17 protein-coding genes are annotated in these 18,552 nt (G+C 42.2%); 8 read left to right on the top strand and 9 right to left on the bottom strand.

Going from position 1 to position 18,552, the window contains the following annotated elements; genetic code table 11:
- Positions 1-25: 25 nt before the first annotated feature.
- The 3 genes from glgB to MHN79_RS03555 all read right to left on the bottom strand — a co-directional run bounded on the left by glgB (position 26) and on the right by MHN79_RS03555 (position 7,129).
- Positions 26-2,197: a 1,4-alpha-glucan branching protein GlgB gene (gene glgB / locus MHN79_RS03565; RefSeq protein WP_239171788.1), complete on the bottom strand. Its 2,172-nt coding sequence runs from the start codon at positions 2,195-2,197 to the stop codon at positions 26-28.
- Between the two features lie 210 nt (positions 2,198-2,407).
- Entirely contained in the window at positions 2,408-4,585 is a 2,178-nt protein-coding gene (gene malQ / locus MHN79_RS03560; RefSeq protein ID WP_239171749.1) for a 4-alpha-glucanotransferase, read from the bottom strand.
- Between the two features lie 90 nt (positions 4,586-4,675).
- Entirely contained in the window at positions 4,676-7,129 is a 2,454-nt protein-coding gene (locus tag MHN79_RS03555) for a glycogen/starch/alpha-glucan phosphorylase (protein WP_239171748.1), read from the bottom strand.
- 534 nt (positions 7,130-7,663) lie between these two features.
- Here MHN79_RS03555 and malT point away from each other — a divergent pair.
- The gene (gene malT / locus MHN79_RS03550) at positions 7,664-10,372 is read left to right on the top strand and encodes an HTH-type transcriptional regulator MalT (protein WP_239171747.1); all 2,709 of its coding nucleotides are present in this window, start codon (positions 7,664-7,666) and stop codon (positions 10,370-10,372) included.
- A gap of 82 nt (positions 10,373-10,454) precedes the next feature.
- Here the strand turns inward: malT and MHN79_RS03545 are convergent, their stop codons facing one another.
- Positions 10,455-11,348 (bottom strand): LysR family transcriptional regulator, encoded by an 894-nt coding sequence (locus MHN79_RS03545; RefSeq protein WP_239171746.1) that lies wholly within the window; start codon positions 11,346-11,348, stop codon positions 10,455-10,457.
- A 184-nt stretch (positions 11,349-11,532) separates the two neighbouring features.
- On the opposite strand from MHN79_RS03545, the gene MHN79_RS03540 reads away from it, so the two are divergent.
- The gene (locus tag MHN79_RS03540) at positions 11,533-11,889 is read left to right on the top strand and encodes a DUF413 domain-containing protein (RefSeq protein WP_239171745.1); all 357 of its coding nucleotides are present in this window, start codon (positions 11,533-11,535) and stop codon (positions 11,887-11,889) included.
- A gap of 38 nt (positions 11,890-11,927) precedes the next feature.
- On the opposite strand, the gene MHN79_RS03535 is transcribed toward MHN79_RS03540, so the two are convergent.
- The 4 genes from MHN79_RS03535 to MHN79_RS03520 form a co-directional block, all read right to left on the bottom strand.
- On the bottom strand, positions 11,928-12,179 hold the full coding sequence (locus tag MHN79_RS03535; protein ID WP_160929000.1) for a DUF3081 domain-containing protein: 252 nt from the start codon (positions 12,177-12,179) through the stop codon (positions 11,928-11,930).
- A gap of 144 nt (positions 12,180-12,323) precedes the next feature.
- Entirely contained in the window at positions 12,324-13,712 is a 1,389-nt protein-coding gene (locus MHN79_RS03530; RefSeq protein WP_239171744.1) for a DASS family sodium-coupled anion symporter, read from the bottom strand.
- Between the two features lie 177 nt (positions 13,713-13,889).
- The gene (locus MHN79_RS03525) at positions 13,890-14,276 is read right to left on the bottom strand and encodes an MAPEG family protein (RefSeq protein ID WP_239171743.1); all 387 of its coding nucleotides are present in this window, start codon (positions 14,274-14,276) and stop codon (positions 13,890-13,892) included.
- Between the two features lie 27 nt (positions 14,277-14,303).
- Complete coding sequence (locus MHN79_RS03520) at positions 14,304-14,597, bottom strand: metalloregulator ArsR/SmtB family transcription factor (RefSeq protein ID WP_239171742.1); 294 nt, start codon at positions 14,595-14,597, stop codon at positions 14,304-14,306.
- A 187-nt stretch (positions 14,598-14,784) separates the two neighbouring features.
- Between MHN79_RS03520 and MHN79_RS03515 the strand changes: the two genes are divergently transcribed.
- From MHN79_RS03515 to MHN79_RS03490, 6 genes are all read left to right on the top strand, one after another.
- Entirely contained in the window at positions 14,785-14,916 is a 132-nt protein-coding gene (locus MHN79_RS03515; protein ID WP_160928994.1) for an entericidin EcnAB, read from the top strand.
- Positions 14,917-15,125: 209 nt separating this feature from the next.
- Positions 15,126-15,533 (top strand): GFA family protein, encoded by a 408-nt coding sequence (locus MHN79_RS03510; RefSeq protein WP_239171741.1) that lies wholly within the window; start codon positions 15,126-15,128, stop codon positions 15,531-15,533.
- 19 nt (positions 15,534-15,552) lie between these two features.
- A complete protein-coding gene (locus MHN79_RS03505; RefSeq protein ID WP_239171740.1) occupies positions 15,553-16,437 on the top strand; it encodes a Rossmann-like and DUF2520 domain-containing protein in 885 nt (294 codons plus the stop codon).
- 549 nt (positions 16,438-16,986) lie between these two features.
- Positions 16,987-17,241, top strand: a complete 255-nt coding sequence (locus MHN79_RS03500; RefSeq protein ID WP_239171739.1) for a hypothetical protein — start codon at positions 16,987-16,989, stop codon at positions 17,239-17,241.
- Positions 17,228-17,458 carry a hypothetical protein gene (locus MHN79_RS03495; protein WP_239171738.1) on the top strand — a complete coding sequence of 77 codons (231 nt, stop codon included), beginning with the start codon at positions 17,228-17,230 and terminating at the stop codon, positions 17,456-17,458. The genes MHN79_RS03500 and MHN79_RS03495 overlap by 14 nt, the downstream gene beginning before the upstream one ends.
- Complete coding sequence (locus tag MHN79_RS03490) at positions 17,455-18,093, top strand: ankyrin repeat domain-containing protein (protein WP_239171737.1); 639 nt, start codon at positions 17,455-17,457, stop codon at positions 18,091-18,093. The genes MHN79_RS03495 and MHN79_RS03490 overlap by 4 nt, the downstream gene beginning before the upstream one ends.
- A 56-nt stretch (positions 18,094-18,149) precedes the next feature.
- On the opposite strand, the gene MHN79_RS03485 is transcribed toward MHN79_RS03490, so the two are convergent.
- A complete protein-coding gene (locus MHN79_RS03485; protein WP_239171736.1) occupies positions 18,150-18,521 on the bottom strand; it encodes a nuclear transport factor 2 family protein in 372 nt (123 codons plus the stop codon).
- Positions 18,522-18,552: the final 31 nt, after the last annotated feature.

Genomic DNA, 18,552 nt, shown 5'->3' with positions numbered 1-18,552 from the left:
GTTTACTTTTCTTAGATAAAACCATCTAGGTGAGCTTATAAAACACACTTGCCAGTGGCGGAATTTTCATTCTTAGCGACTGAGAATGGCCTTCACTTTCAACTGGCTCTGTCAATATAGAGTGCGGAACTAAATAGCCACTCCCCACATAACAAGTATCGTCTGTACTAAGTAACAACTGATATTCACCAGCTGATGGGACACCAAGCCGAAAGTTATCATGTGGCACTGGCGTAAAGTTGGTGACAACCAAAATACGGTCTCCATGAGAACTCAACCTTTCATGCGCCAAAATAGAAGCTTGTGCGGCATCTTGTAAACGCCATTCAAAGCCACTAGGTTCACAATCAAGCTCATACAGAGCGGGCTGAGAGGAGTAGAGTTTATTTAAGTCACGGACTAAGGATTGTACACCTTGATGACGCTCAAACTTAAGTAAAAACCACTGCAATTGATCTTCATGGTTCCACTCCGCTGTCTGGCCAATTTCTGTCCCCATAAAATTAAGCTTTTTACCCGGCTGCGCGTACATGTAACCTAAATAGGCTCTCAAATTTGCCGTCTGCTGCCATTCATCTCCCGGCATTTTGCTATGGATTGCCCCTTTACCGTACACAACTTCATCATGAGATAAAGACAATACGTAGTTCTCACTGTGTGCATAAACCATAGGAAAAGTAATAGTGTCATGATGGTACTTACGATGGACAGGGTCTTCTTTGATATAGGATAGTGAGTCATGCATCCACCCCATATTCCACTTAAATCCAAAGCCCAAACCACCAAGAAAAGTTGGGGACGATACTCCAGGGAACGCCGTTGACTCTTCAGCGATCGTCATTGCATTTGGAAAATGAAGATAAACCTCTTCATTCATCCACTTTAACGTTGCAATAGCGTCGTAGTTTTCATTTCCTCCATCAACGTTGGGAATCCACTCATCATGGCTGCGGGAGTAATCCAAATACAGCATTGATGCCACGGCATCGACTCTAATTCCATCGATATGAAATTGTTCAAACCAATACAAAGCGTTAGAAACAAGAAAACGGCGCACATGTTCACGACCTAAATCATAAATGTAAGAGTTCCAGTCTTGGTGCCAGCCACGGCGAGGATCTGGATCATGAAACAGAGGAGTGCCATCAAAGTTAGCCAAACCATGATCATCGGAGGGGAAATGCGCAGGAACCCAATCAATCACAACACCAATTCCCGCTAGATGACACTGATCGACAAAGTGCTTAAAGTCATCTGGCGAACCAAATCGGCTTGTAGGAGCAAACAAGCCCACAGGTTGATAGCCCCAAGAGCCATAAAATGGATGCTCAGAGACTGGCATTAACTCTATATGGCTGTAACCCATATCTTTTACGTACGGAATAAGCTGTTCGGCGAGTTCACGATAGGTAAGAAAATCACCGTTCTCTTTTCGACGCCAAGATCCCAAGTGAAGCTCATAAAAAGACAAAGCTTGTTTAGTTTTTTCAGTAACGGGGCGGCTCTGCCACTGTGAATCTTGCCAATTATATCGGCTGTGATCGTAGGTTAATGAGGCAAAGGATGGGTATTGCTCCGCATAAGCACCCCAAGGATCAGCTTTGTGCGGTAAACCTCTACCATCTGGGCCTTTAAGTTCAAATTTGTATTTTTCGTTTTCTTGTAAGCCAGGAATAAAAATGCCCCACATACCATAGTCTAACCTTTGCATTGGGGTGCGACGACCATCCCATTGATTAAACTCTCCGACTAAACTGCACGCTGATGCATGAGGTGCATAAACAAGAAACCGTACACCTTGGATACACCTACCAGCACGTTGTAAAGTAACGAATTGAGCCCCCATGTGATGATACATACCTTTGGGCGTATGTAAGTCCTCATAGTCAGCGTATATCTCGTGATATTGGTAAGGGTCATCAAGGATGTGTTCATCATCTTGCCAAGTCACAGCAAGTTTATAATGAGTTTGACTTAAATCGCAGCGCTCACGCAGTACAAATCCTGAGTCACCTTCTCGTTTTAGGGCCAAACGTTTTTCGCCCTCAATGATTAATTCAACTTTATCTGCACCTGGCATCCAAACTCTTAGCGCACAACGTTTTGATGCTTGATAGGGCCCCAAAAATGAAAATGGATCGGCGCAAGATGCACTTGATAGCTGATCATGCATTACACTGTTTTTGTCTTGTATCATCGTTTTCAAACGATTCTCTCCCTAGCCTGAATTAGTCAGCAATTGACTCATTAAACATATCGATTCACTCAAGTTCTTTTGGCCAAGAGTATCCTATATGAGTACGCGCTTAACCGGCTCTATGCCTTATTAGATGCACGTAAGCCCGCTCTAAAATGCGGGCTCTTTCATCACCAATAGCTTGTTACATAAAACTCGATCCTAGATTAACTAACCTGCTTTACTGCGCTCTTTAGTTAGCTTACTGGCTATACGATTCACCCCTTCTTTGGCAAATATTTCATCAAGATTCATAGAGAGCTTGCGCCGCCAGTTAGGGTACTCATCGGTGGTCCCTGGAATATTGACTGGCTTATCCATCTCTAACCAGTCTTCAAGTTGGATGCTAAGCAGTGCTGAAGACCCCGCCGCAACATGTTGCTGAAGCCCTTCAGCGAGATAAGAATCCATAGGAACATATTGAGCGTCGCGGCCCACCCCATCAGGTAAATAACCATGCCATGCCACTGAATCAAGAATTCCTTGCTTACTTTTCAGGCGATTAGTAAACAAATCATCCAACTGATTTTTATCGGGATATAACCCCAGCTCTTGACCCATTTTAAGATCATCACAATGCCAGAAGCCCCGCAGAGTTGGCATATCGTGGGTACACAATGTAGCCATTGACTGCTGCGTATAGTGTTTGGGTGAAACATATCCACCGTCTACCTTTGATGTTTCAAAGAAAAAGACTTTATAAGAATGAACACCAGCTTCACTTAAGAGTTCAACAATCTCATCCGGAACGGTTCCTAAGTCCTCACCAATAACACTACATTGATGACGGTGCGATTCCAGCGCTAGAATAGATAACATATCCTCAACGGGATAATACATGTAGGCGCCTTGAGTAGCATTTTTCCCAGTTGGGATCCACCACAAACGCAGCAACCCAAGCACATGGTCAATACGTAATGCGCCGCAATGCTTCATGTTAGCTTGTAAAAGCTTAATGTAAGCATCATAGCCAGTAGCTTGCAGAGTCTGTGGGTTAAGGGGAGGCAATCCCCAGTTTTGTCCCAAAGGCCCTAATACATCTGGCGGAGCGCCGATACTGACATCCATAACCAAGTTGCCATTGTCAGCCCAAGTTTCAGCACCCGCCCCTGCAACACCAACAGCCAAGTCTCGATACAAACCAATCGACATCCCTTTTTCTTCGGCTAATGCCTGGGCTTCTTGAATTTGGATGTCAGCAACCCACTGTAAATACATATACATATGTACTTGGTCGATATTTTCAGCAATAAAATTTTCAACCACTTTGCTATCAAAATGTTGAAGATCTTGCGAAAAAGCTGGCCAGCCCCAAATTTGTTGATTTTCACTTTGCAGAGCAGCATGCAATGCATCAAAAGCAGCTTGGTGTAGCAAACTTTCCCCACCCTGCTCTACAAATGCTAAAAAGGCCTCCGCTCTATTGGTGCATTTATTTAGATGGCGTTTTTTAAACTCTCTGTAAAGTAAAGGAAGCACACTTAGTTTTAGATTCGCAACTTCTGTGTAGTTTACCCAATGCGCATCTCGTACTTTGTGCAAGCGCTGTTGAAAGTCTGCGCTACCCACTTTTTGCTGAGCCTCAACACAGAGCGAAAACTCAGCCACTGAGCTGACGTCTATATACATGATGTTTAGCCAGCGGCGTGAAGATGGACTGTACGGACTCGCGGCTTCTGGGTTGGCGGGAAACAAAGCATGAATAGGGTTCAAGCCAACAAAATCTCCTCCCCTTGAACCAATATCAGATACCAACTGTTTTAAGTCCCCAAAGTCACCTATACCCCAGTTATGCTGAGAGCGAAGCGTGTAAAGCTGTACGCTTGGCCCCCACATTTTTTTGCCGCTGTTGAGGGCTTCTTGCTTGTAACAAGACCTAGGCGCAATAATCAAGGTCATGGTATATGGTGATTTACGGCGTTTACGAGTCATAGTGAGCTTGTGATAGCCCCATTCAAGGTCATCGGGTAATGCAAAGACCAGAGGGCCTCCTGAACTTCGCTCATCACGCACAATCTGTGATTGTAGATACCCCTCTAAGACAGCACCTTGCTCGGTCTCAAGACGCCAGCTAAACTCACTTTCACGAGCACTCGTTCCCAAATTCATGCTTACATATACAGGATCACCATCACGAACAACTAATACTGGGTTTAAAACCTCTTGTTTGTGCTTTTTATCCGCCGAATGAATTAACTTTTCCTCTGAGGTTATGTCGTAACCTAAAGAGGCCAATAAATTGCGAATAGTCTGATCTTCAACTTGTGTTTCTTGACCCCATGCACTGACGTAGCTAGTGGCAATATTAGCCATTTCAGCGACTTGTTCTAATGCGTTTTTTTGTGTCATCGCTAACTCCGAAAAACTCTCTACCTTCCATGTATTGAGTGTTGATAAGTAAAAGCCAAGCCCATAAATGACTTGGCTTGATGAGTATTACTAGCGCTTAATAGCTTCCAATTTCCAGATATTATTAACGTAATCTCTAATTGAACGATCTGAGCTAAACTTACCGACTAATGCCGTATTGAGTATCGCTTTTTTCGCCCAACTGCTTTGGTCTCTATACTGCCTATCCATATCCTGATGCGCCTGCACATAAGACGCAAAATCAGCAAGACACAAGTAGGGATCACCGCCATCAAGTAAACTGTCGTAAGTCGCGCGCAATCTGTCTGGCTCACCTGGTGTAAACTCGTCTCCTAGCAGAAGATCCAACGATGCTTTGAGTAAGGGATCAGCATGGTAATAATCGAATGGGTTGTATCCGTTGCTTCTCAATGAGGCGACTTCATTCACATCGAGACCAAAAATATAGATATTGTCATCGCCTACTTCTTCACGAATCTCGACGTTCGCGCCATCCATAGTGCCAATAGTCAATGCACCGTTAAGTGCCATCTTCATATTGCCAGTGCCGGACGCTTCCTTACCTGCTGTTGATATTTGTTCCGATACGTCAGCTGCTGGGATGATGATCTCAGCAATACTCACTCGATAGTCAGGAATAAATACAACCTTTAGCTTGTTACCAATTCTCGGATCATGATTTATCTTCGCGGCAATCTTATTAATAGCGAATATGATGTCCTTGGCAAGATGATATCCAGGCGCCGCTTTCGCCGCAAAGAAGACAACACGAGGCACCATATCAAAATCAGGATCATTGAGTAATCTGTGATATAGCGACAAAATATGCAGCATATTTAAATGCTGACGCTTGTACTCATGTAAACGCTTTATCTGCACATCAAAAATAGCCTTGGTGTCGAGTTCAACATTCAGCTGCTCTTTTACCCAATCAGCAAGACGCTGCTTATTGCGCTTCTTAACCGCCATAAATTGCTGCTGGAACTCAGCATCATCGGCATACTGAGCGATTTGCTCAAGTTGCTCTAAGTGTGCTGGCCATTCATTGCCAATTCTACTTGAGATAAGTTCAGACAAGTCTGGGTTACAAAATTTCAACCAGCGACGTGGAGTAATACCATTAGTCACATTCTGTAGCTTAGATGGGTACAAGTCATCAAATTCAGGAAACAAATCGCGCTTAACCAACTGGGAATGAAGGGCAGCGACTCCATTTACGGCATAAGAACCTATAACACTTAAGTTAGCCATTCTCACCATACGATGAAAGCCTTCTTCAATGATGGATAGCTTTTGTTGCTTCGCTACATCACCGGGCCATTTTCGGCGTACCTCTTGTAAAAATAGATGGTTAATGTGGTAAATAATTTCCATATGGCGTGGAAGCAGTCGCTCAATTAATGATTCACTCCAAGTTTCCAAAGCTTCTGGCAGCAAGGTATGGTTAGTATAAGCAAATGTCTCAGAGCTAATAGCCCAAGCCTCATCCCAGCCTAGGCCTTTCTCGTCAATGAGAATACGCATCAACTCTGGAATAGCAATGGTTGGGTGTGTGTCGTTTAATTGAATGGTTTCGTACTTGGGCAAAGACGCTAGCGTATGCCCAGCCTCTTCATGACGACGTAAAATATCTCTCACAGATGCCGCAGAGTGGAAGTACTGCTGCATTAAGCGTAAGGTCTTTCCCTTCTCGTGGTTATCATTTGGGTATAAGACTTTGGTAATATTCCCAGCATCAATCAGGGCATGCTGAGCTTCAAAATAATCGCCATTGTTAAAGCTCGCCAGTGAGAAAGGCGCAATTGCTCGACATTCCCACAGGCGCAAAGGATAAACGGTATCCGATTGGTAACCGACAATTGGCAAGTCCCAAGGCATAGCTTTTACAGACATGCCAGGTATCCAGCGCCGCTTTTCTTTGCCCTCTTCTTGATAAACCTCAACGTGACCGTAAAAACCAATTTCTTGGGCAAGCTCAGGACGAGCAATCTCCCACGGGTAACCTTCAACACATCGCCAAGCATCAGGCGATTCCTGTTGATGCCCATCAACAAAAGATTGCTTAAATAAGCCATATTCATAATGGAGGCCATACCCAACAGTTGGAAATTCTTGCGCTGCCAAAGAATCCATAAAGCAAGCTGCCAACCGGCCCAATCCTCCATTTCCCAATGATGGATCTCGCTCTTCTTCCAGAAGATCGGTCAAGCTTTGTCCCAGCTCTGTCATTGCCTGACTAACCTGCTCATACAGTCCAAGGCTAATTAAGTTATTACCCGTCAAACGGCCAATTAGAAACTCAAGCGATAAATAATTAACACTTTTCGCGTTGTTAATCTTGTTATCTTGCTCAGTTTGAAGCATATCAAACGTTGTCAGTTCAGCCAGCGCACTTCCCATAGCTAAATACCAAGAACGGCTACTGGCCCTTTCTTCTGTCGTAGCATAAGTTGACGTTAAATGTTTCTTAACGCTTTGCTTAAATGCTGCCGTATCAAAACTTTTCTGTTGAGTAGGTTTCATTGGAGAATTCTCATCTATCGGGGTTAATCCATTTCAGCGATATCGTGCAATGACGCAATAACGGCAACATCCTCCTAATTCCAAAGCCTTTTAGGAGGAGGAGGTAGGGCGTAGAATCTTACTACGCTTAACCTCAGTGATCTAACTCCCAAATACACTAGGCCCACAGTAACTGGCGGTGATAAAGATCACATCGCACAACGTGTTTAACCATAATCTTTGTTTGATGCCGCCAAGGGACAAAATTTTAACAAATTAATTAATATGCATATCTGATCACAAAATATCTCCTTTGACCGCGCAACTTTCATCAAGATAGGTGCAATTTTTGGCATTCGGTACAGCTATAGAGCCTCTTATAAGTGATTCACCTCCCAATTTTAGGGCGTAGATGAATTCAAAGTGTGAAATGTGCAAAAGTATGGTGGCTGACCAATAACGGCTTCCGAAGTTCTCAAGTAACATCGATGTCATTATCAGACGAGCTCCAAAGATACATCCTTGTTATGATTATTAGAGCACAGGGGAAAAAAGATGTGGATTCCTTCTAAGCTAACTCGCCCAGGTCGTTTGCACCATGCGATTACTCGACCGCGAGTTCTCGATTTGCTGCATAACGCACACTGCTACAAGTTGATACTTTTTCGCTCTCCCGCAGGATACGGAAAGACGACAATGGCCTCACAGTGGTTAATCGATAAGCCACATGTCGGCTGGTATAACATTGATGAAAGCGACAACGACGCCTTTCGCTTCGTCAACTATTTACTAAAAGCGTTAAATAAAGCAACTCATAACACCTGCTCTGTTTCACAAAAACTCGCCGAGAAGAGGCAGTTCTCTTCTCTTGATTCGCTATTTAGCCAAGTCTGTTCTGAACTTGTCCATTGTAACCAAGAGTGTTATCTCGTTCTTGATGATTTTCATCTCATTTCTAACACTGAAATCCACGCAGCATTGCGATTTTTGATCAAACACATGCCCGACAACCTTACTTTGGTTGTCACCAGCCGATCGACGCCACCTATTGGCACGGCAAATCTAAGAGTTCGCGATTTAATGATAGAAATTGGTCATGAGTTTCTCGCTTTTGACTACGAGGAAACCAACCGCTTTTTCAGTGCTCGAATATCAGGGAATGTCGATAATGTTGTCGTGAGTAACATACGTGACTACGTAGAAGGTTGGCCATCAGCAATGCAGCTAATTGCACTTCAAACACTGAGTCAACACAAGAGTCTAGCTCAGTCACTTGAGTCCTACTCACAATTTAATCATAGCCATCTATGGGATTATTTGGTTGAGGAAGTCTTTGAGCAACTTGATACAGACACACGCCAATTTTTATTGCAATGCTCGGTTCTCGACCATTTTAATGATGTCTTAGCAAGCGAGCTTACGCAAAGAAAAGATGCCTTACATATTATCGAGTCTCTCAATCGTTATGGTTTGTTTATACATCCACTAGAAGGAGAACAAAACTGGTTTCGCTTTCACAATTTATTCGCTGAATTTCTTGCCCATGAACGCGCAGCGCGTATACCTCACCAAGTTGAAGATTTACATCAAACCGCAGCGCAGGCATGGTTAAAACTGTCATCACCTCATCAAGCGCTCCAACACATTCAAAAGGCAGGTAATCTAGACCTCACTGCAGAGATCCTGTGCAAATATGGCTGGGAAATGTTTAATTCTGGTGAGCTTCAAACACTAGAAGAAGCAATGAATACTTTGTCTCAAACACAGCTATACAGCCAACCTAAGTTATGTATGCTTCAAGCTTGGCTCGCCCAAAGCCAACACAGATATAATGATGTCGGTCATTTGCTATCCCAAGCTGATGAACAAATGAAAGCGCTTAATGTATCTCTAAATACTCAACAAATGGGAGAGTTGAATGCCCTACGTGCCCAAGTAGCCATTAATCAAAATGAACCTGAGAAAGCGTTAGAGCTCGCTGAACTGTCTCTTGGACAACTCGATAACAATGAATATCGCAGCCGAATCGTCGCTACTTCTGTAATAGGTGAAGTTAACCATGTGTTAGGGCATCTAAGCCGAGCACTGCCTATGATGCAACAAACAGAGAAACTGGCTCGGCAGTATCAAGTTTACCATCAAGCACTTTGGGCGATGCTTCAACAAAGCGAAATACTCATTGCTCAGGGGTATGTACAAGCTGCATTCGAAGTACAAGAGAATGCGTTTAGATTGGTAGAAGAACACCAATTACAACAGGTACCAATGCACGAATTTCTCCTACGCCTTCGAGCACAAGTATTCTGGTGCTGGAATCGACTCGATGAAGCCGAAGAGTGCTCCTACAAAGGTCTTAGGGTTCTTGGCGACGCAAGCCCAAGTAAGCATCTGCATTGCTATTCAATGCTTGCCCGCATCTCAATAGCTAGAGGCGAGCTCGATAAAGCCAACAAGTTCATCGATAACATCCTACATTTACTCCAACAATCTACTTATCATGTCGACTGGATGGCTAACGCCTCGTTATCACTGATTCTGTTTTGGCAAGCGAGAGATGATATGTCATCTATGCAGCGCTGGCTGGATAATACCTCACAGCCAGAACAGGCTTGCAATCATTTCACTCAGCTTCAATGGAGAAACATTGCCCGAGCCCAAATAAACTTAGGTATGCTCGATCAAGCTTCAGAAACCCTAAACTTTTTACAACAGGAAGCAAATGCCTATCATTTGGTGACAGATAACAATCGTAACTTAATTGTTGAAACTGTCCTTGCAACCGCTCAAAACGATGACACAAGAGCAAAATTATTGCTAAAACAAGCCTTGGAGCTGACTAACCAGACAGGAATTCTTGGTAACTTCCTTATTGAAGGAACCCGAGTTGGATCGGTTTTAGATGATTTGATCAATAATAATGAGCTCAGCGATCTTGAGTGTCACCGTGCTAAACAGTTACTCAAGGAGATAGCAAGTAGTCAGCGAAGTCGTTCTGTGCATTTCGATGAAGATTTTGTTGATAAGTTAATCCATCATCCTAGTGTACCTGAACTAGTACGCACCAGCCCACTGACTCAGCGCGAATGGCAGGTGCTTGGGTTAATCTATTCAGGATTTAGCAATGAGCAAATTGCCCATGAGCTCGATGTTGCAGGAACAACGATCAAAACTCATATCCGTAACCTATATCAAAAGCTTGCCATTGCTAACCGTAAAGAAGCCATTACTACGGCCGAAAACCTATTGCAGTTAATGGGCTATTGAGTTTTTAAAATTTTATCTCAATGAAGTAGGGAGAGTCTGTTTTAAAGCAAACTCTCCCTAGAAATAAGTTATACGAGCAAGCTTACTCATCCATCGGCAAATCGGCCATTTGTTGCAGTGAATAAGCCGTCGTGGGGTCTATATCTCTCACTAGCTCTTCGACCTGCTCAATAGCTTCAATCGACGAGCTCGCTTTGCGATAACTCAGGTAAATGGGCCGATTCCAATCGTCAACGCCAGTAACTTTAAAAAGCTGTCCGCTGGTAACAAAAGGCTCGACTAGGGAAGTGGGTAAGTAAGCACTCCCCCCTTTTTCCAATATAAAATCAAGCGCAATACGAGCCGTTGATGTTCTTAAGTATGGCGCTGGGATCTTAGGGTGTCTTCCCGCGTGTTCTGATGCAAATTTGGTTCCCCAATCGACGTACACGTATTTGTCTTCAAAAACACTACCAATGTGATGTTCATCGGTAGACACCAGCACCAAGACTATGTCTGCCACTCGCTTACAGTAAAGTTCATCGGCCTTAATTTGATCGAATGCAAAGGCCATGTCCAAGGTTCGCTCTTGCAAGCTACGATTAAGAGACTCTCGCCCCATCACTTCAGCCATAAAGCCATAACCACCGAATGAATCAGTCACTACACTCAAACAGTTTTGCAAATATGCATCCCACACATTAGGCGTCCCGCCCATAGTTAACTGAAGCGCTTTGCCGCTTTCAAGAGATAGCTCCAATTTAGCCTGCTGAAGCGTCGCAACCATAACCTCAGCATAACTTACCAAACGTTCACCAGAGGACGTTAACTTGATATTGTTTCTGTTTCGAATGAAAAGCTGTGTATCAAAGTAATTTTCAAGTTGCTTGATACGTGCACTAACAGCTGCCTGAGTAATGTACAAATTCTCTGCAGCACGCCCAAAGTGACGCACATTAGCCAATTCTAAAAATGTCTTAAAAACTTTAACATCCATGAAAGACCTCGATTGGAATCAACCATCTTTACTGGTTCAACATAATTTCTACAAGATAAACCGATTCACACCTTTAATAAAAGTGTTTAATGGATACGATAAAAAGGTTTTGTTTTTCTTTTATGAAATTTAGGCCTACTTTTCGTTTTAGTTCAACTAAATATGGTAACAGAGGCGACCTGATATGTCTGACACTCTATTTCGTCATGGCAAAAAACGTTTTTTTGACAATGAAAAGTTTCCCCGCGGCTTTGCCAAATCTGGTGACTTTACACTGGCTGAAGAAGAAATCCTAACCCTGTACGGTGATACCATGCAGGGGCTGGAAACAGGAACAATAGAGCCCGATAATCCAGAGGAGAAACACTTTATTAAAGTGTTAGAAAACCCCTCAAAAGCCAAGTCTAAACTAGAACGTGTATGGCTAAAATACGTTCAGCTTGCTCGAGGTAGGAAACGTTTCCACACATTGAATGGCCGGAGCAAACCTGAAACTGTGGGAGATTACTCAAATGACGGGACCTTAGTAGAAGAAGATTAAGTGGATATTAAAAGCCCCTTAACATAAGGGGCTTTCGACTACTTGGCCAACATGGAGACTTTCTTAAGAAAGCTGTCACGCAAATGCTCTTGATCGTAATCAAGATGATATGTGTTATGAAAGCCCACTTTAAGCTCTACTCCATTACCACGCAAATAAATGCTATAGCCATCGTAGTCTGAGAAGGCTTCTACCCCCTCATACATTTTACCGTGCTCAGTCGGTGTTCCTTTTGCTACGACCGTTTCATAAGCGTGCAGAACTTTAGTTAGATCCAGTTCATTTTTCATCCTGACATCTCCTTATCTCACCAGTTTAGTATGCATAGCATCTGCTGCTTTCGCCATCTCAAACCTTGACTCAAATCAAAAGCAGGTAAACTTCATACTATGACACTAAGAAATCCGATCAGGATGGAAAAATGATTCGGTGTATCAGACCCATAAAATGGTTGCTATCAGTGTAAGTAGAAGCACACAAACCAGGTTAAGAATAAAACCAACCCGCATCATCTCATTCTGTTTGATATGACCAGAGCCAAATACAATTGCATTAGGTGGTGTCGCCACTGGAAGCATAAATGCACAAGAAGCCGCAACCGCTATCAATACGGACAGCACAATCGGTGATAATCCGAACGCTTCAGCAACACTGGCAAAAATTGGGATAAGTAAAGCGGCACTGGCAGTATTACTCGCAAATTCAGTAAGAAACACGACAAAAGCTGCAATGATAGCGACAACAACAACAATGCCCATCTGTGAAATCAGCTCGCTCAGTTCATTGGCAAGAAAAACACTGGTTCCGGTAGCTTTGAGCACGTTACTCAAGCAAATACCACCACCAAACAGTAGTAATACCCCCCAATCCGCTGTTCGCTCGATATCTTTCCAATGGACAACACGAGCAAAGTTAACCGCAATAACAGCACCTAAAGCCACAATAGTATCGAACTTGGCATAACCTCCCACCATAGCGTTAATTGGTTTACTAAAAATCCATAGACACACTGTCAATGCGAAAATTGCCAAGGTAACCATCTTTCCTTTATCCCACTCAATAGGCGCATGGTCCAATTCAAACTCACCTGACAAATTAGGCTTTAATACATAAAACAACACTGCGATAGCAATCGGTAAAAGTAACAATGAAGTTGGTAAACCAAAACTCATCCAATCGGTAAAACTCAGACCGACTTGTGCCGCTGCTATGGCGTTTGGTGGGCTACCCACAACAGTCGCAATTCCGCCAATACTCGCGCTATACGCCGTACCCAACAAAACAAACACATAGGTTTTATGACCGCTTTCAGAGTTAACTTTACTTAGCACGCCTAAAACTAGCGGCAGCATCATGGCCGTTGTCGCTGTGTTACTGATCCACATAGACAGCCCTGCCGTAACCCCAAAAAGCATAAATACAGCTGTGCTCATCTTACCCCTAGCGATAACTAACACTTTATCTGCAATGACCTTATCTAATCCCTGGCGATGCATTGCCGCTGCAAGTGCAAAGCCCCCTAGAAACAAAAAGATAATCGAATTTGAGAAATTATTGAGTGCAGTTTGGGTATCAAAAATACCAAATAAGACAGCCAAAATAGGAACAAGAATTGCGGTAACAGTGACATGTAGCGCTTCAGTTAGCCAAAGAATACCAATAAACGTCAGTATACTCAGGCCTAATACGACTTGAGGCTTAAAAGGTAAAGTGAAGTATAAAGTGATAAATAGAGCAACATTAGCAAGAACAATAAGGCTGTTACGATTAAACAGCCACTCACTGGTGTTGGTAGGCAAAGGGACATTATCGTTTCGATTCATCTATAATATTTCCTCATCAGGCTCAGGCAGCACACCAAATGATCCCATATAAAGTGAGGAAAAGAGTTTTTTTGTTATAAAAACGTTAACTGTCTCAAAACATAAAACCGATAAAGAAGGATAATGAAAGGTATAGAAAAACCAAAGCAGACTACAAACTGCGTTCACTCAGCGCCTCTACCATAACTGACTGTATGGCAAGTACAACATATTGAGCACCATCAGTAGCACCATCGACAGAAAAGTAAGCTTCATACCTTGAACTCGACCTTTTAAATTTTCTGCCAAAATAGCCCTAGCGTGTATTATCCGACCCACAAAAAACAAAATACCGATGGCATGAATCATCCACGAACTAGCACCATTATACTCAACCAAAATTAATAAAATTAAAGTGATTGGAATGTAATCAACTGCATTACCGTGCGCACTCCGAGCCACTTGCAGCGCACTAACCCCACCATCTGCATAAGCGACTTTAGCACTACGACGCTGTTTAATGACTTGAAACGAAAGCCAGATCATTAATCCAGCTAATATCGAAGCATAAAAAGCTGAAATCATGCATTTCTCCTATATGAACGGGGTTTGTTAACAAGATTCATTGATACAGCACTCAGCCTGAAGAAAACAAATTACCTCAGAGAGATTTTGGTACTCGGCCACACAATAGAGTGTTCTCCCCTCTCGACGCTGGGTAATCAACTTTGCAGAAGCTAGACTCGAAATATGATGAGAAAGGGTCGAACCTGGAATTTCTAGCATATCTTGGATCGTACCGACAGATACACCTTTCTTACCCGCTTTGACAACACATTTATAAATCGATAAACGAGTAGGGTGTCCAAGCTCTTTGAGCGCCTTTGCCACTTCCTCAAGTTTCATTCATTGCTCCTAAACACAAGCATTTCTACAACAGTCGAAGTATAAACCGATTTCAGTTAACACAGCTAGGTTATTCACTTTCTTGATGCATATGAATCACATTGGAGCACAAAGCAAGAGCAAGAACCTGTTTAACCACATCATTTTTGATACAGTTAACAACAAGTAATCTAACTGAGGACAAAACATGAGAATTGCATTTATCACTCTGATATTACTAGTTGCCGGCTGCTCAAATACGTGGCAAGGAGTAAAAGATGACTCATCTAAAGTATGGGAAGACACCAAGCAAGCGATCCATGAAGCGACAGAAGACTAACCTCTGTCGTATTCGCAACCTTATCCTATGTTGATTGAGCACATATATGCTTTAGCGTGTCAGCCAGATTGGTTAACATACTTTTGCCGCCAAAGTTTGACCACTGTGATTAACCCATTGATTATAAATTGAGTTTCTAATGGAGAGACTGCACAATAGGACTAACAAATAGTTAGACAAATATCTTGTTCAGTCACCACGGAGGCGAAATGTACAAAGGAAGTTGTTTATGTGGTTCAATCCAGTTCGAGATACATGGTGGAATCACAGACCCTATTTATTGCCATTGTTCACTATGTCGAAAGGCAAGTGGTAGCGCGTTTGCAACCAATGGTTATGTGAATAACTCCGATCTTCAGCTCAATGATAAAAAAGGTACTCTTACTTACTATGAAAGTAGCTTAGGTAAGCGAAAATATTTTTGTTTAACATGTGGTGCACCCATTTATAGCTCCAATTCAACCAAGCCAGACAAAGTGAGAATCCGTTTAGGGGCTATCGGTACTGATATAGTCGAAAGGCCAATATCTCATAATTTCATCACGTCAAAAGGAAATTGGGAAGAACTAGAAACAACCCTGCCAGTCTATGAAGGGCATGAACCATCGAGAAGATAATAAGTGTATGGAAACCTGTATGAAAATAAATATTGTCGGCGCAGGTCGTGTTGGCCAAACTCTTGGAAAACTGCTGGTCGATACCAACGTTGTGCAGTTAGGTTCGATTTATAACCGAACCAAATTAAGCGCTGAAAGAGCTGCTTCATTTATCGGTGCAGGAACTCCAATTGCCAACTTAGATGACATGGAGCAAGCCGATCTGTATATGATAACAACGGCGGACGGGGCTCTAAAAGAAGTGTGCGATCGCATGTTGGATGTTCACAACTTTAAACAAGGTAGCGTGATTTTTCATTGCAGTGGTGTTGCTCCTTCAAGTCTTTTTAAACGGGGTCAAAAGCATGGGTGCTATATCGCTAGTGTGCATCCGGTCAAAAGTTTTGCCGATCCTGCTATCGCAGTGTCAGATTTTGACGGTACTTTTTGCGCAGTCGAGGGGGATGAAAAAGCACTAAACATACTCGAGACCTGTTTGCACAGCATCGGAGGACAAAGCTTTAAAATCGATACCGATAAAAAAGCTCTTTACCATGGCGCAACTGTGATGGCATGCAATAATCTTGTTGCACTATTAGAAGCCGCAACCTCAATGTATGTTGACTCAGGTCTTGACAGACAGAGCGCACTCAAAGTCATGGAGCCGATTGTACGTGGCACAATCACCAATGTATTCACCTTAGGAACGGTATCCGCTTTAACTGGCCCTATAGCGCGAGGGGATTCAGAAACGATCAGTAAACACTTAGATGCCTTAAAAGATGACGATGGCATGCTCAGCGATGTCTACTCTTCACTTGGAAAGTGGGCACTAAACTTGGCCAAACGACAAGGTAGCGCAACATCAGAATCTCTTGAGAATATCCACGTGCAGCTACAGCAGGCATCGCTCTCCGGCAATTGAAGAGAACGAATACCATTATGTTTTTTTGCCTGCCCTTTACGTATATTTTAAAAAAATGATCATGGCTCAAAGTATCGAAGCACAAAATGAACTAACGCATGAGATAATACCGTTATCCAAGCGCTCATAATCCAAAATCCTTCTAATAAGCTTTTGGCCCTGTCAACCAAAAGCTCTTTTCTAGAGCGCAGCTTTCGCTGCAATCTTTATCAATAGCGTCATGCATGCAAGATTATCAAGGTCTTTTTATACTTATATCTAAACTTGGGGTTATTTCAAAGACAACAGTTATCATTAATAAAGTCAGCAATAAATAAGCACCAGCTCGATATGTCAACGCTTTAAGTCATGATCGCCACCTAATAAATAGGATAGTCAGCAATATTTATTGACTTTTTAAAATACAACTCATTCTTAAAGAACCAAACAATAATGCAATATTGAATTATTTATTTCAATAATTAATTATTGTTTCTTTTTGTATTGATATAGCAAAAAGAAAAATGGATAATTTCTTGGTACGCTTTAGACAAATGATTGGGCGGTTGAATGAGCGATGAGATTCTGATTTCCCAGGGGAAAGCTCAAATTATGATATCGCTCGGTTTTGTATCCTTTACAACTGTGATAGAAGAAAAACTTGGATTCAGTGTTCACTTTTTCACCCAAGATGAGAAATCGGCTTATTTATCTGACTCCCACGGCATGAAAAAGATTTTTAAAAGCTTAGATTCATGCTTAAAGGCATTAAAAAAACTAGGTATTTATACATTTCAAGTTGAATTAAAAAATGATAAGAATTAGCGCTTATGATATGGACGCTCTGACTAGAAGTTACGTGGATGATATCGAGATGGTGATCTCTGACAGAGTCATATTCTTTCGAGGAAAACTAAAAGATCAATATTTTGTATTTGTCACCAAACGTAACGATATTGCGACATTCAAAAGTATCAAAGCTTGCCGGGACTTCATTAGCGAATTTCTCCCAGAGAAAACAATCACAGTGACAATGGAATGAAAGAACTAATCGAAAAGTGTCAAAAAGACAAAGGATCTGTCACTCTCTTTAACTTATTCTTTAATCCAATTAAAAACCTAGACAACCAAGAGTCCGACCTATTTATTGATATGATAAATAATAGAAAAATTGTTAATGTTCTAGATTCAATAGACAATAATATTCTGCATTATGCCTTAATGATTAATTCTCCTCTTTCCAGTTCAATCGCCAAAAGACTCCCAAATCTAATCAGCCAAAAAAACAAGCTAGGTCAGCTACCTTGTCATTTCGGTGCTTTTCATAATAACCTGGATCTAACTAAATTTTCGCCGACACGTTGCTCACTCTGTGATCATCGAGGCTTTACTCCCCTTCATATTGCTGCGGAATTGGGCAACCGAAACCATTTAAAATCTATGGCAGAATCTATCGAAGAAAGAAATGTATTTGATGCATTTGCCCTTCATTGGGCATTAAAGAACGACGAAAAGAATAGTATAAAAAGAGTGAACAAGTTGGTTTTTTCTAAGACATTACTTCAAACAGCCAATTCAGTTCAAATGAAGACAAAAAATGCGATTGGGATGACCCCGAAAGATTGGATGGAAACGACCTGCTCTGCGAATGAAATTGACTTCATAATGTTCAAATAAGCATTGACTCTAGTCAGCTTTCGATACTGTAACGGGGATAAACCCCGTTAGCATTACTATCTTTCACCTAACACTTCAAATTCATCATAAGACAAACGCGCAGCCCCATCCTCGCATAAGGTCCATACTTCTTTATGAACTACGCCATAGGCTTTGTTCATGATCCAACGCGAGGACAATACAAAGCTTTTATCATCGACTTGCTCCCATTGAATGTCGCTGTAAGCCACATCAGAAAAGCCTTGATCTATGATACCTTGCCAAAATTTAAGTATCTGCTCACGACCTTCAAAGGTACCAAAAGGCTTAGCGACCATAACTGCATCATGAGTATATTGCTCAGCACATCCCCTAGCATCGTTTTGGTTAAATGCCGTTTTCCATCCTTCACTACCCAAGTTACATAATGTCAAAATTGATGGTTTCATTTTAATTCTCCTTGCTAGTTTGATGAGAGCA

Origin of the sequence: Vibrio sp. Of14-4, from assembly GCF_022347625.1 — a bacterium.
GTDB classification, from domain to species: domain Bacteria; phylum Pseudomonadota; class Gammaproteobacteria; order Enterobacterales; family Vibrionaceae; genus Vibrio; species Vibrio pristinus.
Note: the sequence above shows the minus strand (reverse complement) of the source record. Positions and strands in the feature narration are given on the sequence as shown.